Consider the following 20,659-nt stretch of genomic DNA (forward strand, 5'->3'; position numbering starts at 1 on the left):
GATGGCTGAGACCTTCAAGAACATGGCCCTGGCCAAGGCGATCAACGAGTCGCTGCGCCGCGCCCTGGAGGCGGACCCGAAGGTCCTCGTCATGGGCGAGGACGTCGGCAAGCTCGGCGGCGTCTTCCGCGTGACGGACGGCCTGCAGAAGGACTTCGGCGAGAGCCGCGTCATCGACACCCCGCTGGCCGAGTCCGGCATCGTCGGCACCGCGATCGGCCTGGCCCTGCGCGGCTACCGCCCGGTGGTGGAGATCCAGTTCGACGGCTTCGTCTTCCCGGCCTACGACCAGATCGTCACCCAGCTCGCCAAGATGCACGCCCGCTCCCTGGGCAAGGTCAAGATGCCGGTCGTCGTCCGCATCCCCTACGGCGGCGGCATCGGCGCGGTCGAACACCACTCCGAGTCCCCCGAGGCGCTGTTCGCGCACGTGGCGGGCCTGAAGATCGTGTCGCCGTCGAACGCCTCGGACGCCTACTGGATGATGCAGCAGGCCATCCAGAGCGACGACCCGGTGATCTTCTTCGAGCCCAAGCGGCGCTACTGGGACAAGGGCGAGGTCAGCACGGAGGCCATCCCCGGCCCGCTGCACAAGGCCCAGGTGGTCCGCGAGGGCACCGACCTGACCCTGGCCGCGTACGGCCCGATGGTGAAGCTCTGCCTCGAGGCCGCCGCCGCGGCCGCCGAGGAGGGCAAGAACCTGGAGGTCCTGGACCTGCGCTCGGTCTCCCCCCTGGACTTCGACACCCTCCAGACGTCGGTCGAGAAGACCCGGCGCCTGGTCGTGGTCCACGAGGCGCCGGTGTTCTTCGGCTCCGGCGCGGAGATCGCGGCCCGGATCACCGAGCGCTGCTTCTACCACCTGGAGGCCCCGGTGCTCAGGGTCGGCGGCTACCACGCCCCGTACCCGCCGGCCCGCCTGGAGGAGGAGTACCTGCCGGGCCTGGACCGGGTGCTCGACGCCGTCGACCGTGCCCTGGCGTACTGAGGAGAGGGTCGTGACGACGATGACGCAAGCGTCCGTACGCGAGTTCAAGATGCCGGACGTCGGCGAGGGACTCACCGAGGCCGAGATCCTCAAGTGGTACGTCCAGCCCGGCGACACGGTCACCGACGGCCAGGTGGTGTGCGAGGTCGAGACGGCCAAGGCCGCCGTCGAACTCCCCATCCCCTACGACGGTGTGGTCCGCGACCTGCACTTCCCCGAGGGCACCACGGTGGACGTGGGCACGCCGATCATCGCGGTGGACGTGACGGGCGGCTCGGCCCCCGCCGAGGCCCCGGCCCCCGGCGAGGCCCCGGCCCCCGCCGAGGCCCCGGCCCCCGTGCAGGCGCCCGCCCCGGCCCCCGTCGCCCGGGAGGCCGAGGAGAAGAAGCCGGAGGGCCGCCAGCCGGTGCTCGTCGGCTACGGCGTGGCCGCCTCCTCCACCCGGCGCCGCCCCCGCAAGGGCGTCGCGATCCCGGCCCAGGAACCCGCGACCGCGGCCGTCCAGCCCGAGCTGAACGGCCACGGCGGCGCCCCGGCCGTGCAGGAGCGCCCGCTGGCGAAGCCGCCGGTGCGCAAGCTGGCCAAGGACCTCGGCGTGGACCTGACGACCGTGGTCCCGACCGGGCCGGGCGGCATCATCACGCGCGAGGACGTGCACGCGGCGGCGGCCCCGGCCCAGGCGCCCGTGGCCGAGCCGGTGACACAGGCCCCGGCCCCGGTCACCCCGCCCGCACCGGTGCCCGTCCCGGCGTACGACACGGCACGCGAGACCCGTGTCCCGGTCAAGGGGGTCCGCAAGGCGACGGCGGCGGCGATGGTCGGCTCGGCGTTCACCGCGCCGCACGTCACCGAGTTCGTGACGGTCGACGTGACCCGCACGCTGAAGCTCGTCGAGGAGCTGAAGCAGGACAAGGAGATGCAGGGCCTGCGGGTCAGCCCGCTGCTGCTGATCGCCAAGGCCCTGCTGGTCGCGATCAGGCGCCACCCGGAGATCAACGCCTCCTGGGACGAGGCCGCACAGGAGATCGTGGTCAAGCACTACGTGAACCTGGGCATCGCGGCGGCGACCCCGCGCGGCCTCCTGGTGCCGAACATCAAGGACGCGCACGCGAAGACGCTGCCGCAGCTGGCGGAGTCCCTGGGCGAGCTGGTCGCGACGGCGCGCGAGGGCAGGACGTCCCCCGCCGCCATGCAGGGCGGCACGGTGACGATCACCAACGTCGGGGTCTTCGGCGTCGACACCGGCACCCCGATCCTCAACCCGGGTGAGTCGGCGATCCTCGCGGTCGGCGCGATCCGGCTCCAGCCGTGGGTCCACAAGGGCAAGGTGAAGCCCCGCCAGGTGACGACCCTGGCGCTCTCCTTCGACCACCGGCTGGTGGACGGGGAGCTGGGCTCGAAGGTACTGGCGGACGTGGCGGCGATCCTGGAGCAGCCGAAGCGGCTCATCACCTGGGCCTGAGCGGCGAGTCGGTGAGCCGGAGCCGTGGGCACGGAACGGGCCCACGGCTCCGGCACGAACGGCGCCGACGCCCCGGACACCGGGTCCGCAACCGGTCTACGCCGGGACGTGCACCGTCTCCACCCGGCTCGCCACCAGCCGCTCCCGTTCCCGCCGGGCCGCCCGCCCGCGCAGGCGCAGGATCTGGCTCACCCCCAGCGCCTGGAGGACGAACACCGCCGAGAAGGCGATCGTGTAGTCGCCGCCGGTCGCGTCCAGCAGCACACCGATCGCGAACAGGGTTGTCATGGACGCCACGAAACCACCCATGTTGGTGATGCCGGAGGCCGTGCCCTGACGCTCCGGCGGGTTCGCGGGGCGGGCGAAGTCGAAGCCGAGCATGGAGGCGGGGCCGCAGGCGCCCAGCACCACGCAGAGGACGACGAGCAGCCACATCGGGGCGTGGTCGGCGGGGTACGCCAGTGTCACCGCCCACAGGAACGCCGTCGCGGCCACCGTGCCCAGCGCCAGCGGGAGCCGCGCGCCGTGATGGCGGGCGACGACCTGGCCGTAGACCAGTCCCACGACCATGTTGGACAGGACGACCAGCGTCAGCAGTTCGCCCGCCGTCGCCCGGGACAGACCCTGGGCCTCCACGAGGAACGGCAGGCCCCACAGCAGGAGGAACACCATCGCGGGGAACTGGGTCGTGAAGTGCACCCACAGCCCCAGCCTCGTCCCCGGCTCCCGCCAGGACGCGGCGATCTGGCGTCGGACGTACGCGGCGCCCCGGTGCGGGAAGGGCTCGGGCTCGTGGCCCTCGGGGTGGTCCTTCAGGAAGAGGACGAGGAGGACGAGCACCACCACACCCGCCAGCGCGCTGCCCGCGAAGGCCGGCGTCCAGCCGACGCCGTGCAGCAGGCGGGCCAGGACGAGGGTGGAGACCAGGTTGCCCGCCATGCCCGCCAGGCCGGCGAGCTGGGCCACCAGGGGGCCGCGGCGGGCCGGGAACCAGCGGGTGCCCAGGCGCAGCACGCTGATGAACGTCATCGCGTCCCCGCAGCCGAGCAGGGCCCGCGAGGCGAGCGCCATGCCGTACGAGGGGGAGAAGGCGAAGCCCAGTTGGCCGGCCGTGAACAGGACGACGCCGATCGTCAGCACCTTCTTGGTGCCCAGACGGTCCACCAGCAGGCCGACGGGTATCTGCATGCCCGCGTAGACCAGGAGCTGCAGGATCGAGAAGGTCGACAGGGCCGAGGCGTTCACATGGAAGCGGTCGGCCGCGTCGAGGCCGGCGACCCCCAGCGACGTACGGAAGATGACGGCGACGAAGTAGACGGAGACGCCGATCCCCCAGACGGCCATCGCGCGTCGCCCGCCCGGGGGATCACCCGGAAGGGTGGAGTGGGACCCGGTGCGGGTGACGCTCATCGGACCTCACCCCGCGCCAGGTGGGAGAACCAGCCGACGTGCCGGTGGACGAGTCCCACGGCCGCCTCCGCGTCGCCCGCGCGCAGCGCCTCGAGGATCTCCTCGTGCTCCGTCAGTGTCTTGGCGACGCGGTCGGGGTGGGAGTGCAGTACGGCGACGCCCATGCGCAGCTGGCGGTCGCGGAGTTGGTCGTAGAGCCGGGAGAGGATCTCGTTGCCTCCGGCGCGGACGATCTCCGCGTGGAAGCAGCGGTCCGTGACCGCGGCCGCCGCCAGGTCGCCCGCCGCTGCCTGCTTCTTCTGCCGCGCGAGCAGCTCCTCCAGCCGTTCGATCAGGCCGGCCGGCGCGGGGACGGCCTTGCGCGCCGCATGCTCCTCGACGAGCAGCCGGGTCTCCACCACGTCCGCGATCTCCTGCGCGGACACCGGCAGGACCAGCGCGCCCTTCTTCGGGTACAGCTTGATCAGGCCCTCCACCTCGAGGCGGAGCAGCGCCTCGCGCACCGGGGTGCGGGAGACCCCGACGGCCTCGGCCAGCTCGCCCTCGGTGAGGAGGGTGCCGCCCTCGTAGCGGCGGTCCAGGACACCCTGCTTGACGTGGGCGTAGACGCGGTCGGCGGCGGGCGGTTGCCTGAGGGAGACGGGGGCCGAGGCGGGGGTGGGCGGGGCGGACGACGGCATGCCCACAGGATAGATACAACATGTGCGCATCGGGGGGATCGTCCAGCATGCGGGACTCGTGCCGGCCCCGTCCGGGGTAATCAGAAATTCGTCCCAGCGGGTGCACAACCATCTGTGCTACTTACGTGTCACACATGTGCGGCCCCACTAACTCTCTCCATGCCAACTCGGCCGCACTTCAGGGGCATTCGACGTAATCGGGGTATTTCAGTTGATAACCGCCACCAAGGGCATCCGAGTTCGCAGAGCCGCCGCCGTCCTCGCCACGGCCAGTGCAGTGCTCGCCGGAGGAGTCCTCACCGCGGCACCCGCGCAGGCTGTCACGACGCCCACGCTCACCGCCAAGGGCGCGTACCTGATGAACAGCACGACCGGCACGACGCTCTACAGCAAGTCCGCCGACACCAAGAGGCTCACCGCCTCCACCACGAAGGTCATGACCGCGAAGGTCGTGCTCTCGCAGACGAACCTCAACCTGGACACCAAGGTCACGATCAAGAAGGCGGTCAGCGACTACATGGTCGCCGAGGGCTACCCCTCGTCGGCCCGCCTGATCGTCGGTGACAAGGTCACCGTCCGTCAGCTGCTGTACGGGATGATGCTGCCGTCCGGCTGTGACGCGGCGATGGCCCTCGCCGACAAGTTCGGTACCGGCACGACGGTCGCGGCCCGCACCAAGAACTTCATCGCCAAGATGAACAACATGGCCGCGAGCCTCGGCATGACGAACACGCACTTCGACTCGTTCGACGGCCTCAGCAACGGCTCCAACTACTCGACGCCGCGCGACCTGACGAAGCTCGCCCGCAGCGTGATGAAGAACTCCACGTTCAAGTCCGTCGTGAAGACCAAGTCGTACACGGCGAAGACGATCACCTCGTCCGGCGCCACCCGGACCATGGGCACCTGGACCAACACCAACACGCTGCTCGGCTGGAACGGCACGCTCGGCGTGAAGACCGGCTCCGGCACCGAGGCGAAGTACTGCCTCATCTTCGCCGCCACGCTCAACGGCGAGTCCGTCATGGGCACGGTCCTCACGGCTCCCGACGCGGCGAGCCGCACGGCCGACGTGAAGAAGCTGATCAACTACGGCTACGCCAAGATCAGCTGACGCCCGTCACCGCACCACGCGCAGGGGCCCCCGTGATCCACACGGCGGGCCCCTTCCGCTGTCCCGCGCGCCGTCACTCCCCGAGCCGACGGTGGCGAGGGGGGCCGGCAACCGGGGCGGGCCGGGACGCCCGCCGCCCCGCAGCGGCACCCCCGGGCTACCTCGTGACGGTGAAGTTCCGCAGGATCGCCGCCGTCAGCTCCGGCTCGCCCTCCGCCTTCACCCGGTCCGCGACCGCCTCCGGCGACACCCGGCCGCACGCGAGGCGGACGAACGTCTCCCAGTCCAGGGCGAAGGAGGCGGCCGGCCCGAGCGCGGGGGCCGTCTCCAGGGTGCCGCGGCCCTGGATGTCGACGCGGATGGTGCGCAGGAACTCGATCGGGCCGTGCACGTCGAAGACGACCGCGGAGCTGCGCGGGGCGTCGGCGCGCTCGGCGACGACGGACGGCAGCTCGGCCAGCAGCACGTCACGGGCGATGTGCGCGCCGGGGGAGTCCAGGTTGCCGGGGCGGCCGAGGGCGGCACGCAGGTCCTGCTCGTGCACCCACACGTTGAACGCGTGGGTGCGCATCGACTCCTCCAGCGTCAGCTCGGTGCCGAGGGGGCCGCGGACGGTCGTCCCCGGCTGCCGCGTCTCGTTCCGCAGCTGGCGGTTGCGGCGGATGATCATCAGCTCCAGCTCGGACGTCATCTCCGGCGCCGTGTGGTGACGGCGGACGTCCACCTGCATCTCCATGTACCGCTGGAAATCGTTGGTGACGTGGAAGAGGTCGCGCGGGAGCGAGTGGATCGGGCGCGGGTCGCCGTACATCTCACTGTCGAGGCCGATGACGTGGGAGACCACGTCGCGGACCGACCAGCCCGGGCACGGGGTCCGCCAGTTCCACTCGCCCTCCACAAGCGGCTGCACCAGCTCGGATATCGCTTCGATGGAGTGCGTCCAGGCGTCGGCGTAGGGCTGGAGGGTGGGATGCAGACTCACGGAACGGGACCCCTCGGCGGTCGGTACACGGGCAGGTGGTGGGGGCGGGTGGCGGCGTTGCCATCGGGAGGCGGTGACGGTCGGCGGCTGTCGGCGGGTGTCTTGGAACGCTAAGTTACGCTGCTGTGAGGCACCCCGGCAGTGCTTTCGTGTGACGATCGTAGGCCCGTGTGGACGGCTCGAATGCCAGGACGGTGGTAGTGTGCGCGCCTCTCTGATCCAGATCGCCGTAGAAGAGGGCGAAACGGTCGAATCGCGGCGGGTTCGGGTCGCCTCGCTGGTACGGGAACAGGCCGGGGCCGCGGACCTCGTCGTGCTGCCGGAGCTGTGGACGACCGGGGCCTTCGCCTACCAGGAGTTCGGTGCCGAGGCCGAGCCGCTGGAAGGGCCCACGTACGAGGCCATGGCCAAGGCGGCGAGCGACGCGGGCGTGTGGCTGCACGCGGGCTCGATCCCCGAACGGGACCCCGAGGGCCCGCTCTACAACACGTCTCTCGTCTTCTCCCCCTCCGGTGAGCTCGCCGCCGCCTACCGCAAGATCCACCGCTTCGGCTTCGACAAGGGCGAGGCCGTGCTGATGGGTGCGGGACGGGAGCTGGTGACGGTCCGTCTGCCCGGGACGACCGTCGGCGTGGCGACCTGCTACGACCTGCGCTTCCCCGAACTCTTCCGCGGGCTCGTCGACGCCGGCGCCGAGACCCTCGTCGTCCCCGCGGGCTGGCCGGAGCGCCGCCGGGCGCACTGGACGCTGCTGGCCAGGGCGCGGGCGGTCGAGAACCAGGCGTTCGTGCTCGCGTGCGGAACGGCCGGGACGCACGCCGGAGTTCCGCAGGCCGGTCACTCGATCGTGGTGGACCCCTGGGGCGAGGTGCTGGGCGAGGCCGGCCCCGGCGAGGAGATCCTCACCGTCGACTTCGACCCGGCGAAGGTCACCGCGACCCGCGAGCAGTTCCCGGCCCTGAAGGACCGCGTACTCGGACTGCGCACCCCCGCCCGTTAGTCGTCCTCCCGTTCCTTCTCGGCGAGGTGGATCACACACACCGTCACCGCGATCAGCAGCGCCGGGTCCGCGTCCTCCCGGACGACGTCCACGCCGTACGTCTCCCGCACGTGCAGCCAGCGCCGGGAGACCACGGCGAGCAGTTCACCGTCGTACTCGATCGCGAACTCCCGGTCGAGGATCTTGCCGCTGACGTCGAGTTCGGTGCGGCCGTCCGCCAGGGAGACCCGGTAGTGGTTGCGCAGCAGCGACAGCCGCTTGCGGCGGACGGTGGCCAGCGGCTCGCCGTCCCGTTCGATCACCATCGTGTCGCGCAGGGCGAACATCTTCTGGTGGATGTCGATCAGGACCCGCCCCTGCGTGTCCTTCAGTTCGAAGGTGTCCCGCAGCCGCATCGCCTTGCCGTCGACGAGGTAGACCTTGGTGCCCCGGTCGTCCTCGATCCAGTAGTCGTCACCGATCGCGAGGAGCCGGTCGCGTACGAGGAATCTCATGTCCTCACCGCTTCCCCGGCGGCCGGTCCCGAACGCCGCCGGTAGCCCGACGGGCCGAACCCGGTCTGCCGCCGCACCCGCGCCCGCGGGTGCGCGGCCGTTCCCGGCCCGCTCCTGCCCGCGGCCACGTCCAGCCGAGCCGGCGGGCGAGCGCCACCCGTTCGCCCGTCGGCCGGGCGAGTGGCGTGGTGCCGGGCCGGGCCTTGCGACGGCGAGCCCGCGGACGAGTGTCCGGCGTGCCATGTCCACCAGCGGGACCGGGGTGTTCCGGTCCGCCCCGCCGCACGGAGGGCGGGGCGGACCGGCCGCCGTCGGTGCCGGCCGGGGCGTCAGACGCCGTAGCCGTCGCTGTAGCCGTCCCCGTGCCGGCGATGCCGGTCGTCCTCGACCACCGTCGTGGTGGTCGGGGGAACCATCACGCGCCGACGCCGGGCGATGCTGCTGAACGTCGTCACACCGATCAGGCCGACGATCATCAGAATGACGCCGACCAGGTCGAGGTTGACCCCCTGCATGTCCCAGTCGGTCGCGAACGTGAGGATGGCTCCCACGGCGATAAGGATGATGCACCCGCCGAGGCCCATGAGTGTCGCCTCCCTGTACGGTCCGGTGTCTCCGGTCTCCGCTCCGCACCAGCGGGTACCCCCGTTCGGGTGAACTAGCCCTCCAGGAACGCCACCAGTGCGTTGGCCAGCAGATACGGGTCGGCGTCGCCGCACAACTCCCGGGCGCTGTGCATGGACAGGATCGCCACCCCGATGTCGATGGTGCGGATCCCGTGCCGGGCCGCGGTGATGGGGCCGATGGTCGTGCCGCACGGCATGGAGTTGTTGGAGACGAAGGACTGGAACGGGACGTCCGCCTTCTCGCAGGCGGCGGCGAACACCGCGCGGCCCGTACCGTCCGTGGCGTAGCGGTTGTTGACGTTGACCTTCAGGATCGGGCCGCCGTTGACCCGCGGGTGGTGCGTCGGGTCGTGCCGCTCCGCGTAGTTGGGGTGGACCGCGTGGCCCGTGTCGGAGGACAGGCACACGGTGCCCGCGAAGGCCCTCGCCCGGTCCTCGTACGAGCCGCCGCGCGTCAGCACCGAGCGCTCCAGCACACTGCCGAGCAGCGGCCCGTCCGCGCCGGTGTCGGACTGCGAGCCGTTCTCCTCGTGGTCGAAGGCGGCGAGCACCGGGATGTACGGCAGCGCCGCACCGCCGGTCGCCACGGCCGCCAGCGCCGCCGTACCGGCGTGCACGGACAGCAGGTTGTCCATGCGCGGCCCGGCCACCAGCTCCTGGTCGCGGCCCAGGTAGGCGGGCGGCTCCACGGAGTGCGTCATCAGGTCCCAGCCGGTGACCTCGCCCGCCGGGATCCCCGACTCCTCCTCCAGGAAGGCGATGAGGTCGCCGTCGCGCACGTCGTTTCCGAGGCCCCAGACCGGCTGGAGGTGACGCTGCTTGTCGAGCTTGAGGCCGTCGCTGTTGACCGCCCGGTCGAGATGGATGGCGAGCTGGGGGACGCGCAGCAGCGGGCGGCTCACGTCGACCAGGCGCGTCGAGCCGTCCCGCAGCGTCAGCCGGCCGGCGATGCCCAGGTCGCGGTCGAGCCAGGAGTTGAGCAGCGGTCCGCCGTAGATCTCCACGGCGACCTGGCGCCAGCCGTGCGCTCCGGTGTCGGGCAGCGGCTTGACGCGCAGGTTCGGGGAGTCGGTGTGCGCGCCGACGACCCGGAAGGGGGTGTGGGGCGCCGCGCCCTCGGGGACGTACCAGGCCACGATCGCGCCCCCGCGCAGCACGTACTTGCCGCCGCTCGTCCCGTCCCAGGCGTCCGTCTCGGCGACCTGCCGGAAGCCGGCCTTCTCCAGCCGCGCGGCCGCGTTCGCGACGGCGTGGTACGGCGACGGGCTCACCGTGAGGAAGGACATGAGGTCGTCGGTGTGGCCGCGGTCGAAGCGGGAGGGTTCGCTCATGGGTTCACCTTAACGACGGACGAGGGCCCACTCCCGGAGAGAAGGGGAGTGGGCCCTCGTGAAGCCGCGCGTGCCGCCCGCGGCTGTGGCGCGATGTCCTAGAACGCCGCTTCGTCCAGCTCCATCAGGTCGAGCTCGACGCCCTCGGCGATCTTGCGGGCCAGGGTGACGCCGGGCAGGACGTTGGCCGCGAAGAACCGCGCCGCGGCGATCTTGCCGGTGTAGAAGGCCCTGTCCTTGGCGGAGGCGGTCTCCAGCTTCTCGGCGGCGATCGCGGCGCCCTTGAGCAGCAGGTAGCCGACGATCACGTCACCGGAGGCGAGCAGCAGGCGGGTGGTGTTCAGGCCCACCTTGTAGATGTTCTTGACGTCCTGCTCGGTGGCCGCGAGGTCGGTCAGCATCAGGCCGACGATGGCCTCCAGCTCCACGGCCGCCTTCGCGAGGTGCTCGCGGGCGCCCGCCAGCTCCTCGCCGCCGGTGCCGAGCGCCAGGAACTTCTTGATGTCCTCGGCGAGGGAGTTCAGCGCGGCGCCCTGGTTGCGGACGATCTTCCGGAAGAAGAAGTCCTGGCCCTGGATGGCGGTGGTGCCCTCGTACAGGGTGTCGATCTTGGCGTCGCGGATGTACTGCTCGATCGGGTACTCCTGCAGGAAGCCGGAGCCGCCGAAGGTCTGCAGCGACTGGGCGAGCTGCTCGTAGCCCTTCTCCGAGCCGTAGCCCTTGACGATCGGCAGGAGCAGGTCGTTCAGCGCGTGCTCGGCCTTGGTGTCCTCGCCCGCGGCCTCCTTGACGGCGATCGCGTCCTGGACGGAGGCGGTGTAGAGCACCAGCGCCCGCATGCCCTCCGCGTACGCCTTCTGCGTCATCAGCGAGCGGCGCACGTCGGGGTGGTGGGTGATGGTGACCTTCGGCGCGGTCTTGTCCATGAAGTTCGCCAGGTCGGGACCCTGGACGCGCTCCTTGGCGTACTCCAGCGCGTTGAGGTAGCCGGTGGAGAGGGTGGAGATCGCCTTCGTGCCGACCATCATGCGGGCGAACTCGATGATGCGGAACATCTGGCGGATGCCGTCGTGCTTGTCGCCGATCAGCCAGCCCTTGGCGGGGTGCTTGTCGCCGAAGGTCATCTCGCAGGTGTTGGAGGCCTTCAGGCCCATCTTGTGCTCGACGTTGGTGGCGTAGACGCCGTTGCGCTCGCCCAGCTCGCCGGTCTCGAAGTCGAACAGGTACTTGGGCACGAGGAAGAGGGAGAGGCCCTTGGTGCCGGGACCGGCGCCCTCCGGCCGCGCGAGCACGTAGTGGAGGATGTTCTCCTCCATGTCGTGCTCACCGGACGTGATGAAGCGCTTGACGCCCTCGATGTGCCAGGAGCCGTCCTCCTGCTGGATCGCCTTGGTGCGGCCGGCGCCGACGTCCGAGCCGGCGTCCGGCTCGGTGAGGACCATGGTGGAGCCCCAGGTCCGCTCGACGGCGATCTGGGCGATCTTCTTCTGGACGTCGTTGCCCTCGTCGTAGAGGATGCCGGCGAACGCGGGGCCGGAGGAGTACATCCACACGGCCGGGTTCGCGCCGAGGATCAGCTCCGCGTACGCCCAGATCAGGGACGGCGGAGCCGTCGTGCCGCCGATGCCCTCGGGCAGCCCGAGCCGCCAGTACTCCGAGTCCATGAAGGCCTTGTAGCTCTTCTTGAAGGACGCGGGCACCGGCGCGGTGTTGGTCTCCGGGTCGAAGACCGGGGGGTTGCGGTCGGCGTCGGCGAAGGACTCCGCCAGTTCGTTCTCCGCGAGGCGGGTGAGCTCCTCGAGGATGCTCTTCGCGGTCTCGGTGTCCATCTCCTCGAAGGGGCCGGTGCCGTACAGCTTGTCGCGTCCCAGTACTTCGAAGAGGTTGAACTCGATGTCGCGGAGATTCGACTTGTAGTGCCCCATGGCGATGGCTCCGTAGAGAGATCGGCGAGGCACTTGGATCCTCGCGCCAGTTCACTTACCAACTAGTAGCTCCGATGATGCTACCCGTCGGTAATAAGCTGCAACCCCGATCCGGCCAACTGTGACAGGTCCCACCGGAACGTCCGTCCCTCGCCTCCTCGCCGCCCGCCCGGCGCTCTCGGTACGCTTGCGCCCATGTACGGATACGGCCCGCCCATGGACGGTGGTGCTGCCCAGCAGCAGTACGCCCCGCCGCCGCAACAGCAGATGCCCGGCGGGTACGGGCAGCAGCCGCCCCTGTACCCCGAGCCGTCCCCGCCCTCCCTCGCGGACGCGGTCCGCGCCTTCACCACCGGGCAGATGGCCGCCGAGGACTTCCAGCAGGTCTTCGCGACCTCCAAGGTCTACTGCCCGCGCGGCGACAACCCCGGTTTCCTCGCCCTGCACAACACCCAGCAGCCGGTGATCCCGATGTTCACCTCCCTCAAGGAGCTGCGCCGGTACGCGGGCAAGGAGTCCAAGTACTTCGTCATCACCGGCGCCGAGGTGATCGACCTGCTGCCCACCGGCTACGGCTTCGTCCTCGACATGGAGGGCGAACACCGGATGGTCTTCGACGCCAAGGCGGTCGAGCAGATGGTCGACTTCGCCATGCGCAGGATGTACGGCTGAGTTCTCCCCCCGGCGGCCCTCCCCGCACGGAAACCCGCTCCCCGCTTGTCACAGGCATGCCATAGGGTGCCTTCAGGCAGCCGCGCCCCGCGCGCAACCGCTCTTCCGCGGTCGCGTCCGGGTGCCGCGCGGCGCTCTCAGCACCCGGCGATACCGGGTCTTCCTGTGGGGGTTCATCACTGTGCGTATGCGCAGCACTTCGGCCGCGACGGCACTCGCGGTCCTCTTCAGCTCGGCGGCACTGAGCATCGCGGCGGCGGGGACCGCCTCGGCAGCCGCCACCAGCGTCACCGGCGTCGGCGGTCTGGTCGTGGACGGCACCCTGCAGCGGGTGTTCGTCGGCGACGCGGCGAACGGCCGGATCCTCGCCTCCGACTACAACGGCACCCTCGTCGACCTGAACGTCGGCTTCGGCAGCGTCAGCGACCTGGCCCTCTCGGACGACGGCAGCACCCTGTACGCGGCCCTGCCCCACACGCACCAGATCCTCGCGCTCGACCCGGCCACCCTGGACGTCAAGCAGACGTACGCGATCCCGACCGGCACCGGCCCGCGCCACCTGGCCTTCGCCGGCGGCAAGGTCTGGTTCTCGTACGGCGACCAGTGGGACGGCGACCTCGGTTCCGTCGACCCGGCGGTGGACCCGGCGAGCGGGGCCGACCCGGTGGCCATGGCCCAGATCCCGACCGAGGGAACGGGGTCCGGGATGTGGGGGCAGGCGCTGCTGGACACCGACCCGCTGCGGCCGGGCCTGCTGGCCGTCGGCGAGACCGGAGACTCCACGGGCACCGAGGCCGTCCTCGACGTGTCGAGCGGCACGGCCCGGGTGGTCGCCTGGCACGACACCTCGTACGCCCTGAACGACGGCGTCCGGGACATCGACCTCGCCGCGGGCGCCGACGAGGTGCTCGTCAACGGCTCCGACCGGCACGCCTACGCCAACGGCACCCTCACCAAGGCGGGCGCCTACCCCGACGCGTGGGGCGCCGACGTCGCGTCGAACGGGATGGTCGCCCAGTTCACCCCCGGCAAGGTCGCGGTCTACCGGCCGAACGCCACCCAGCCGCTGCGTACCTACCCCGTCGGCTCGTCCTCCGACTACACCGCCGCCGCGGATGTGCGCTGGGCGCCGGACTCCTCGCGGATCTTCGCGCTCGTACCGGGCGGTGGCACCTACACGCTCAAGGCCCTCACCCAGCCGACGCTGAACGTGCCGACGCTCACGGTGAACGCCCCGAGCTCGGCGCCCCGCGCCGAGAAGCTCACCGTCACCGGCAAGATCTCGGCGACGGTCCCGCTGCCCACGGGCGTCAAGCTCTCCGTGACCCGCACCGATCTCGACAGCCCCGGCGGCAAGGCGCTGGCGGCCGTCACGGTCAAGGCGGACGGCACGTACTCCTTCACGGACACCCCGCCGGCCGGCGGCACCGTCACCTACAAGGTCACCTACGCGGGCGACGCCGAGCACATCGCGGTCTCCGCCTCCGACAAGGTCGCGGTCTCCCGCGCCGCGACGAGCCTGAGCCTGAACAACAACGGCAAGCTGTACAACTACGGCACCGACGTCAAGTTCACGGCGCACCTCGGGACCACCTACAAGAACCGCACGGTGGAGATCTGGGCGGACCCCTTCGGCGGCGACAAGCCGAAGAAGCTGATCAAGAAGGGCACGGTCAACTCCAGCGGCAACATCGCCGCGTGGGTCGACATGACCCGCGACACGACCGTCACCGCGGTCTTCGCGGGCGACGCCCGCTACAAGCCCAGGACCGTGAAGGTCACGTCGTACGCGCGGGTCAAGATCTCCACGGCGGTCTCCAAGCACTACAGGACGGCCAAGATCGGTTCGACGAGCTACTACTGGTTCCACAAGAACACCGACCCGCTGCTCACCACCACGATGACCTACTACCCGGGCCGTCAGCAGCGCTTCGACCTCCAGGTCTACTACCAGGGTTCGTGGTACTCGACGGACTCGGAGTGGTTCCCCGTCGGTTCGGACGGGAAGTCGGCCGTCAGCCTCGGGGCGCCCGGTGAGTCGGGCATCCGGGCCCGGATGCGCTCGGTGTACGTCAACGGCTCGTCCGGCGACAGCGTGAACTCGACGACGTACGGCGCCTGGAAGTACCTGTACTTCAGCAACTGATCCCTCGTCCGAGGGACGACACGGCCCGGAGGGAATGTCCTCCGGGCTTTCGTCGTTCTGGGGTGGCAGAAAGTTCAATGCTCAACTAACCTGGGACGCACGTCGCCCAAGGAGGTACGGACAATGCCTGCAGTGACCGTCGAGAACCCGCTGACGCTGCCGCGTGTCACCGCGCCGGCCGAGGCCGTGGCCCGTCCCGTGCTCGGTGTGACGACCGCGCCCAGCGGATTCGAGGGCGAGGGCTTCCCGGTGCGGCGGGCGTTCGCCGGGATCCACTACCGCCACCTCGACCCGTTCATCATGATGGACCAGATGGGCGAGGTGGACTACGCGCCGGGAGAGCCCAAGGGCACTCCCTGGCACCCGCACCGCGGCTTCGAGACCGTCACCTACATCATCGACGGGATCTTCGACCACCAGGACAGCCAGGGCGGCGGGGGCACCATCACCAACGGCGACACCCAGTGGATGACGGCCGGCTCGGGCCTGCTGCACATCGAGGCGCCGCCGGAGCACCTCGTCATGTCCGGCGGCCTCTTCCACGGTCTCCAGCTGTGGGTGAACCTGCCGGCGAAGGACAAGATGATGGCGCCGCGCTACCAGGACATCCGGGGCGGCAACGTGCAGCTGCTGACGACCCCGGACGGCGGCGCGCTGCTCCGGGTCATCGCCGGTGAACTGGACGGCCACGCGGGCCCGGGCATCACGCACACGCCGATCACGATGATCCACGCGACCCTCGCGCCCGGCGCCGAGATCACCCTCCCCTGGCGTGAGGACTTCAACGGCCTGGCGTACGTGCTGGCGGGCAAGGGCTCGGTCGGCGCCGAACGCCGCCCGATCCACCTGGGCCAGACCGCGGTCTTCGGCGCGGGCTCCTCGCTGACCGTCCGCGCGGACGAGAAGCAGGACTCCCACACCCCGGACCTGGAGGTCGTCCTCCTCGGCGGACAGCCGATCCGTGAACCCATGGTCCACTACGGCCCGTTCGTCATGAACACCAAGGACGAGCTGATGCAGGCCTTCGAGGACTTCCAGAAGGGCCGCCTGGGGACGATCCCGGCGGTGCACGGCATGACCGAGAGCGGGCCGCAGGAGGCGTGAGGTCCGGCTGACCTCGGCCCGGCGTAGAACCTGAAGGGCCCCGTCCCCCCGGGGGGACGGGGCCCTTCACGCCGCCCGCGGCACAACAGGTGAACCGGGCGGTGGGGCGAGGGGGAGTCCTCCCGCGGGGCCGTGGCTCTCGCGTCGCGGCCTAGGCCGCGTACGCGGTCGTGCCGGCGGGGGCCGGAGCCGGGTCCAGGCCCAGGGCCGCTCGCGCCGTGCGCAGTTGCTCCAGGCCCTCCTTCGCCACCCGTGTCACCTCCGCGTACTCCGCCGCCGTACGGGCCGTGGCCAGGCGGGTCCGGGCCTCGCGCCGGCATTCCGCCGCCCTGGTCAGGGCGCGGGCGGTCTCCTCGTCCGCGCCCGACCAGGTGCGGGCGTCCGGGGGGACCAGGCCGCCGGTCAGACGGACCAGGACGTGGTTGGCCTCCGCCTCCGCGTCGAGGTCGGACGGGGGGCGGCCGCCCCGGCCCCGGCGCTGGGCCGCGACCCCGGCCGCCGCGCCGGTGATCAGCAGTACCGAGAGCGCGATCGCGAATCCCATGGCCGTTCCTCCCTTGTCCCGCCGACCCTCGTCGGCGCCCTCCTCCTCCATGAGAAGGCAGGCCGCTGTGACCGCCCCCCGGGATTCCTGTGCGATACCGGTGAGGTTGCCAAGGGGGTGGACAAGAGGGGCGTAACTCGGCCGAGTTGCGGGGAAGTCGGGCGGCCGGCCGGGTGGCCCGGTCACTGCCGGCCGGCGTCGACGGCAGTGACCGGGGGGCCGGGGGGTGTCAGGTCGCCGAGGGGGAGGCCGAGGCGCTCGGCCCGGGCGGGGCGTCCTGGCCGTCGTGGGTGGCCTCCGGGTCCACGCCCACGGTCAGGCTCGCGCGGACGCCCTTCGTGATGTCCCGCTTGTCGTAGCGGAGCCTGAGCAGGCCGCCCGTCGTGCCGCTCTGGTCGTAGATCGTGTCCTCGGACAGCAGGGTGCGCTCGGCGGTGTTCGAGGCGTACGGCTCCACGGTCTCCGTGGCCACCACCGACTCCTCGTCGAAGAAGAACTGGCCGGTGTGGCAGGTGTGGCCGCCCTCGTAGCCGGCGTCGGTCCACTCGCCGTCCACGTGGACCTTGGTGTGGATGTGGACGCAGCGGCCGCGGTACCAGCCGGGGAAGACCGTCCTGAACGTGACGTGGCCGTGCCGGTCGGTCTTCCAGGTGCCGCGCAGGTAGCGGGTGTCGTCGGTCGGCTCCTGGTGGCCGCCGGGGTTGCCGCCCGGGGGCGCGCCGGTCGGGGAGCCGGTGGGGGGCTCACCCGTGGGCGCGGGGCCGCCTCCGCCGCTGCCCATGCCCTCGTAACCGGAGTAGACGCCCGCCGCGTCGCAGTGCCAGATGTCGACGGCCGCGTTGCGGATGGGCCGGCAGGTCTCGGCGTCGATCACCTTGAGGCCGAGGAGGAGGGGGATGCCCTCGCGGTCCTCCGTGACGTCCCGGCGGATCTTGTCGGCGTCGATGTAGTAGGGGCCCTCGACGGTCTCCGAGGTGAGGACGTAGCAGTCCTCGGGGAGCCCGCCCTTCGTGGCCGGCGTTCGCTCCCCGGCCACCGCGTCGACCGCCAGCGCGCCACCGCCGAGTCCCGCCACGGCGAGCGCGCCCGCGCCCACCGCGACGACCCGGCGGCGCGTCGGATCGGTCGGGGAAAGGGCCGGCTGGGGTTCCTGTGTGTCTCCCGTCATGGACATGGAAAGTAGGGAGGAAGCCTGTCAGCGAGCTGAGAAAACGGCGCCCTTTCGCGCTCCCGCGCGAAAGGGGCCGGAAATCGACGTACGGACGATCGGGGTCAGCTCGTGCCGTCGTTCGTGGCGTCGGTGTCGACACCCATGGTGAGGGAGGCGGTCACGCCCTTGGCGATGTTCTTCTTGTGGTACTTCAGCATGAGCAGGCCGCCCGTCGTGCCGCTCTGGTCGTAGATGGTGTCCTCGGTGAGCGTGGTGCGGGTCGTGGTGCTCGTCGAGTACGGCTCCACCTCGGCGGACAGGAGCACCGCCTCCTCGTCGAAGAAGAACTGGCCGGTGTGGCAGGTGTGGCCGCCCTCGTAGCCGGCGTCGGTCCACTCGCCGTCCACGTGGACCTTGGTGTGGATGTGGACGGTCCGGCCCTGGTACCAGCCGGGGAAGACCGTTTTGAAGGTGACACAGCCCTTCTTGTCGGTCTTCCAGGTGCCGCGCAGATAGCGGGTGTCGCTGGTCGGCTCCTCGTGGCCGCCCCCGCCGCCGCCGGACGGCGGCTCACCGGTCGGCACGTCGGTGGGGGTGCCCGTGGGGGTGCCGGTGGGCGCGTCCGTGGGGGCGGTGCCGCCGCCCTGGGAGAAGCTCTCGTAGCCGGAGTAGAGGCCGAGGGCGTCGCAGTGCCAGATGTCCACGGCCGCGTCGGCGAGCGGCTTGCAGGTCGCGGCGTCGATCACCTTGAGCTGGAGGGTCAGCGGGATGCCCTCCTTGTCCTCGGTGATGTCCTGGCGCAGCTTGTCGGCGTCGATGTAGTACGGCCCCTCGGTGGTCTCCGAGGTGAGCTTGTAGCAGGTCTCCGCCGTGCTCGACGCGGACGCGGTGCTCGTCGCCTCCGTCGTCTCGTCGGCCGAGGCGTTCATGGCCAGCGCGCCGGCCGCGCCGACGCCGACCACGGCCGCACCACCCGCGACGACGACCTTGCGCCGCGTCATGTTCCTTTTGTGCTGGGGGCCTTCAGGCCTTTCGTTTCCCGTCATGCCCCGGACGCTAGGTAAGAAGACTGTCCTCACCATGGGGGGCGACTGTGGGTTCCCGAGAAACCTGAAGGCGCCGGCCGCCGCAACGGAGAAGGGGCGGGAAACCGGCCTCGGTTCCCGCCCCTTCTCAGGCGACCTACTTCGGCTGCGGCTTGCGCACCGACAGGTGCAGCTCCCTCAGCCGGGCCTCCTCCAGCTCCGTCGGCGCGCCCATCATCAGGTCCTGGGCGTTGCCGTTCAGCGGGAACGCGATCGTCTCCCGGATGTTCGGCTCGTCCGCGAGCAGCATGACGATGCGGTCGACGCCGGGGGCGATGCCGCCGTGCGGCGGGGCGCCGAAGCGGAACGCGCGCAGCATGCCCGCGAACTTGTCCTCGACCGTCTCCCGGTCGTAGCCCGCGATCTCGAACGCCTTGAGCATGATCTCCGGCTCGTGGTTCCGGATCGCGCCGGAGGACAGCTCGACGCCGTTGCAGACGATGTCGTACTGCCAGCCGAGGATGTCCAGCGGGTCCTGGGTCTCCAGGGCCTCCAGACCGCCCTGCGGCATCGAGAACGGGTTGTGCGAGAAGTCGATCTTCCCGGTGTCCTCGTCCCTCTCGTACATCGGGAAGTCGACGATCCAGCAGAAGCGGAAGACGCCCTCCTCGAAGTGGCCGGCCCGCTTGGCGGCCTCGACGCGCACCGCGCCCATGATCTTCGAGACCTCGTCGAACTCGCCCGCGCCGAAGAACACGGCGTGCCCGGCGGCCAGCGACAGGCGCTTGGTCAGCTCGGCCACGTTCTCCTCGGTGAGGAACTTCGCGATCGGGCCGGTCAGCGAACCGTCCTCGGCGACGCGCACCCAGGCCAGGCCCTTGGCGCCGAGCGAGATCGCGTACTCGCCGAGCTGGTCGAAGAACTTGCGGGGCTGGTCCTGGACGGCCGGGACGGCCAGCGCGCGGACGTGCTTGCCGGCGAAGGCCTTGAACTCCGAGCCCTCGAAGACGTCGGTGATGTCCACCAGCTCCAGCTGGGCCCGCAGGTCCGGCTTGTCCGAGCCGTACTTCAGCATCGCCTCGCGGAACGGGATCCGCGGGAACGGCGAGGTGACGTGCCGACCGCCGCCGAACTCCTCGAACAGCTCGGTCATCAGCTTCTCGACCGGCTGGAAGACGTCCTCCTGCTCGACGAAGGACATCTCGATGTCGAGCTGGTAGAACTCGCCCGGCGAACGGTCCGCGCGCGCGTCCTCGTCGCGGAAACAGGGCGCGATCTGGAAGTAGCGGTCGAAGCCCGAGATCATCAGCAGCTGCTTGAACTGCTGCGGCGCCTGCGGCAGCGCGTAGAACTTGCCCGGGTTCAGGCGGGAGGGGACCACGAAGTCGCGGGCGCCCTCGGGGGAGGTGGCCGACAGGATCGGGGTCGCCATCTCGTTGAAGCCCAGCGCCGTCATCTTGTGCCGGATCGCCGAGATGACCGCCGTACGCAGCATGATGTTGCGGTGCATGCGCTCGCGGCGCAGGTCCAGGAAGCGGTACTCCAGGCGCCGCTCCTCGTTGACCCCGTCCTCGGCGTTGATCGTGAAGGGCAGCGGCTGGGCCGCGCCGAGCAGCTCGACCTCGCCGACCTCGACCTCGACCTCACCGGTCGGCAGGTCCGCGTTGACGTTCTCCGCGCCGCGCGAGACGACCTTGCCGTCGACACGGACCGTCGACTCCTTGGTCAGCTTGTCCAGCGCCTCGTACGCGGGCGTGCCCGGGCGGGCGACGAGCTGCGTGATGCCGTAGTGGTCGCGCAGATCGATGAAGAGGATGCCGCCCAGGTCGCGCCGATTGTGCAGCCAGCCACTCAGCCGGACGTCGGTACCGACGTCAGAGGAGCGGAGCTCGCCGCAGGTGTGGGACCTGTACCGATGCATCGTCGTTCATCCAGCCTTCGCGGATAGGGAGCACGTTTCACGTGAAACAACCCCCAGGGTACCGGGCGGTCCGAGATCGCCTCCC

At 70.7% G+C, this 20,659-nt stretch carries 18 protein-coding genes; 7 read left to right on the plus strand and 11 right to left on the minus strand.

The window, feature by feature from the left end:
* Position 1 precedes the first annotated feature (1 nt).
* Both ACFY30_RS23735 and ACFY30_RS23740 read left to right on the plus strand, forming a co-directional pair.
* Entirely contained in the window at positions 2–988 is a 987-nt protein-coding gene (locus ACFY30_RS23735; protein WP_390847144.1) for an alpha-ketoacid dehydrogenase subunit beta, read from the plus strand.
* 10 nt (positions 989–998) lie between these two features.
* Positions 999–2,450 (plus strand): dihydrolipoamide acetyltransferase family protein, encoded by a 1,452-nt coding sequence (locus tag ACFY30_RS23740; RefSeq protein WP_390847145.1) that lies wholly within the window; start codon positions 999–1,001, stop codon positions 2,448–2,450.
* A 96-nt stretch (positions 2,451–2,546) separates the two neighbouring features.
* Here ACFY30_RS23740 and ACFY30_RS23745 read toward each other — a convergent pair whose 3' ends face one another.
* Positions 2,547–3,860, minus strand: coding sequence for a nitrate/nitrite transporter (locus tag ACFY30_RS23745; protein ID WP_390847146.1), 1,314 nt, complete (start codon positions 3,858–3,860; stop codon positions 2,547–2,549).
* Complete coding sequence (locus tag ACFY30_RS23750; protein WP_390847147.1) at positions 3,857–4,540, minus strand: GntR family transcriptional regulator; 684 nt, start codon at positions 4,538–4,540, stop codon at positions 3,857–3,859. The genes ACFY30_RS23745 and ACFY30_RS23750 overlap by 4 nt, the downstream gene beginning before the upstream one ends.
* Positions 4,541–4,751: 211 nt before the next feature.
* Between ACFY30_RS23750 and ACFY30_RS23755 the strand changes: the two genes are divergently transcribed.
* Positions 4,752–5,654, plus strand: coding sequence for a D-alanyl-D-alanine carboxypeptidase family protein (locus tag ACFY30_RS23755; protein WP_390659675.1), 903 nt, complete (start codon positions 4,752–4,754; stop codon positions 5,652–5,654).
* 157 nt (positions 5,655–5,811) lie between these two features.
* On the opposite strand, the gene ACFY30_RS23760 is transcribed toward ACFY30_RS23755, so the two are convergent.
* Positions 5,812–6,636 carry a maleylpyruvate isomerase family mycothiol-dependent enzyme gene (locus tag ACFY30_RS23760; RefSeq protein ID WP_390847148.1) on the minus strand — a complete coding sequence of 275 codons (825 nt, stop codon included), beginning with the start codon at positions 6,634–6,636 and terminating at the stop codon, positions 5,812–5,814.
* Positions 6,637–6,838: 202 nt separating this feature from the next.
* Between ACFY30_RS23760 and ACFY30_RS23765 the strand changes: the two genes are divergently transcribed.
* Positions 6,839–7,636 (plus strand): carbon-nitrogen family hydrolase, encoded by a 798-nt coding sequence (locus ACFY30_RS23765; RefSeq protein WP_390847149.1) that lies wholly within the window; start codon positions 6,839–6,841, stop codon positions 7,634–7,636.
* Here the strand turns inward: ACFY30_RS23765 and ACFY30_RS23770 are convergent.
* The 4 genes from ACFY30_RS23770 to ACFY30_RS23785 all read right to left on the minus strand — a co-directional run bounded on the left by ACFY30_RS23770 (position 7,633) and on the right by ACFY30_RS23785 (position 12,012).
* Positions 7,633–8,130, minus strand: coding sequence for an LURP-one-related/scramblase family protein (locus ACFY30_RS23770; RefSeq protein ID WP_390847150.1), 498 nt, complete (start codon positions 8,128–8,130; stop codon positions 7,633–7,635). The two genes, ACFY30_RS23765 and ACFY30_RS23770, sit on opposite strands and share 4 nt — an antisense overlap.
* A gap of 329 nt (positions 8,131–8,459) precedes the next feature.
* Complete coding sequence (locus ACFY30_RS23775; protein ID WP_390659670.1) at positions 8,460–8,714, minus strand: DUF6458 family protein; 255 nt, start codon at positions 8,712–8,714, stop codon at positions 8,460–8,462.
* A 74-nt stretch (positions 8,715–8,788) separates the two neighbouring features.
* Positions 8,789–10,087 carry a M18 family aminopeptidase gene (locus ACFY30_RS23780; RefSeq protein ID WP_390847151.1) on the minus strand — a complete coding sequence of 433 codons (1,299 nt, stop codon included), beginning with the start codon at positions 10,085–10,087 and terminating at the stop codon, positions 8,789–8,791.
* Between the two features lie 98 nt (positions 10,088–10,185).
* Positions 10,186–12,012: an acyl-CoA dehydrogenase gene (locus tag ACFY30_RS23785; RefSeq protein WP_390847152.1), complete on the minus strand. Its 1,827-nt coding sequence runs from the start codon at positions 12,010–12,012 to the stop codon at positions 10,186–10,188.
* 195 nt (positions 12,013–12,207) lie between these two features.
* Here ACFY30_RS23785 and ACFY30_RS23790 point away from each other — a divergent pair, with 195 nt between their 5' ends.
* From ACFY30_RS23790 to ACFY30_RS23800, 3 genes are all read left to right on the plus strand, one after another.
* The gene (locus tag ACFY30_RS23790) at positions 12,208–12,684 is read left to right on the plus strand and encodes an SseB family protein (RefSeq protein ID WP_390659668.1); all 477 of its coding nucleotides are present in this window, start codon (positions 12,208–12,210) and stop codon (positions 12,682–12,684) included.
* Between the two features lie 187 nt (positions 12,685–12,871).
* Entirely contained in the window at positions 12,872–14,830 is a 1,959-nt protein-coding gene (locus ACFY30_RS23795) for an Ig-like domain repeat protein (protein WP_390847154.1), read from the plus strand.
* Positions 14,831–14,953: 123 nt separating this feature from the next.
* The gene (locus tag ACFY30_RS23800; protein WP_390847155.1) at positions 14,954–15,934 is read left to right on the plus strand and encodes a pirin family protein; all 981 of its coding nucleotides are present in this window, start codon (positions 14,954–14,956) and stop codon (positions 15,932–15,934) included.
* A 151-nt stretch (positions 15,935–16,085) separates the two neighbouring features.
* Here the strand turns inward: ACFY30_RS23800 and ACFY30_RS23805 are convergent, their stop codons facing one another.
* The 4 genes from ACFY30_RS23805 to aspS form a co-directional block, all read right to left on the minus strand.
* The gene (locus tag ACFY30_RS23805; protein WP_390847156.1) at positions 16,086–16,478 is read right to left on the minus strand and encodes a hypothetical protein; all 393 of its coding nucleotides are present in this window, start codon (positions 16,476–16,478) and stop codon (positions 16,086–16,088) included.
* Between the two features lie 229 nt (positions 16,479–16,707).
* Positions 16,708–17,646, minus strand: a complete 939-nt coding sequence (locus ACFY30_RS23810) for an intradiol ring-cleavage dioxygenase (RefSeq protein WP_390847157.1) — start codon at positions 17,644–17,646, stop codon at positions 16,708–16,710.
* Positions 17,647–17,750: 104 nt separating this feature from the next.
* A complete protein-coding gene (locus ACFY30_RS23815) occupies positions 17,751–18,629 on the minus strand; it encodes an intradiol ring-cleavage dioxygenase (protein WP_390847158.1) in 879 nt (292 codons plus the stop codon).
* Positions 18,630–18,810: 181 nt separating this feature from the next.
* Positions 18,811–20,574: an aspartate--tRNA ligase gene (gene aspS / locus ACFY30_RS23820; protein WP_390847159.1), complete on the minus strand. Its 1,764-nt coding sequence runs from the start codon at positions 20,572–20,574 to the stop codon at positions 18,811–18,813.
* Positions 20,575–20,659: the final 85 nt, after the last annotated feature.

The organism is Streptomyces sp. NPDC000345 (assembly GCF_042898825.1).
Taxonomy (GTDB): domain Bacteria; phylum Actinomycetota; class Actinomycetes; order Streptomycetales; family Streptomycetaceae; genus Streptomyces.

What these genes read in the sequence shown, in the direction of transcription:
- ACFY30_RS23795 (WP_390847154.1), top strand. Translation starts at nt 12,872, where the DNA reads ATGCGCAGCACTTCGGCCGCGACGGCACTCGCGGTCCTCTTCAGCTCG.
- ACFY30_RS23815 (WP_390847158.1), bottom strand. Translation starts at nt 18,629, where the DNA reads ATGACGCGGCGCAAGGTCGTCGTCGCGGGTGGTGCGGCCGTGGTCGGC.
- ACFY30_RS23790 (WP_390659668.1), top strand. Translation starts at nt 12,208, where the DNA reads ATGTACGGATACGGCCCGCCCATGGACGGTGGTGCTGCCCAGCAGCAG.
- ACFY30_RS23745 (WP_390847146.1), bottom strand. Translation starts at nt 3,860, where the DNA reads ATGAGCGTCACCCGCACCGGGTCCCACTCCACCCTTCCGGGTGATCCC.
- ACFY30_RS23735 (WP_390847144.1), top strand. Translation starts at nt 2, where the DNA reads ATGGCTGAGACCTTCAAGAACATGGCCCTGGCCAAGGCGATCAACGAG.
- ACFY30_RS23785 (WP_390847152.1), bottom strand. Translation starts at nt 12,012, where the DNA reads ATGGGGCACTACAAGTCGAATCTCCGCGACATCGAGTTCAACCTCTTC.
- ACFY30_RS23810 (WP_390847157.1), bottom strand. Translation starts at nt 17,646, where the DNA reads ATGACGGGAGACACACAGGAACCCCAGCCGGCCCTTTCCCCGACCGAT.
- aspS (WP_390847159.1), bottom strand. Translation starts at nt 20,574, where the DNA reads ATGCATCGGTACAGGTCCCACACCTGCGGCGAGCTCCGCTCCTCTGAC.
- ACFY30_RS23750 (WP_390847147.1), bottom strand. Translation starts at nt 4,540, where the DNA reads ATGCCGTCGTCCGCCCCGCCCACCCCCGCCTCGGCCCCCGTCTCCCTC.
- ACFY30_RS23805 (WP_390847156.1), bottom strand. Translation starts at nt 16,478, where the DNA reads ATGGGATTCGCGATCGCGCTCTCGGTACTGCTGATCACCGGCGCGGCG.
- ACFY30_RS23770 (WP_390847150.1), bottom strand. Translation starts at nt 8,130, where the DNA reads ATGAGATTCCTCGTACGCGACCGGCTCCTCGCGATCGGTGACGACTAC.
- ACFY30_RS23780 (WP_390847151.1), bottom strand. Translation starts at nt 10,087, where the DNA reads ATGAGCGAACCCTCCCGCTTCGACCGCGGCCACACCGACGACCTCATG.
- ACFY30_RS23800 (WP_390847155.1), top strand. Translation starts at nt 14,954, where the DNA reads ATGCCTGCAGTGACCGTCGAGAACCCGCTGACGCTGCCGCGTGTCACC.
- ACFY30_RS23775 (WP_390659670.1), bottom strand. Translation starts at nt 8,714, where the DNA reads ATGGGCCTCGGCGGGTGCATCATCCTTATCGCCGTGGGAGCCATCCTC.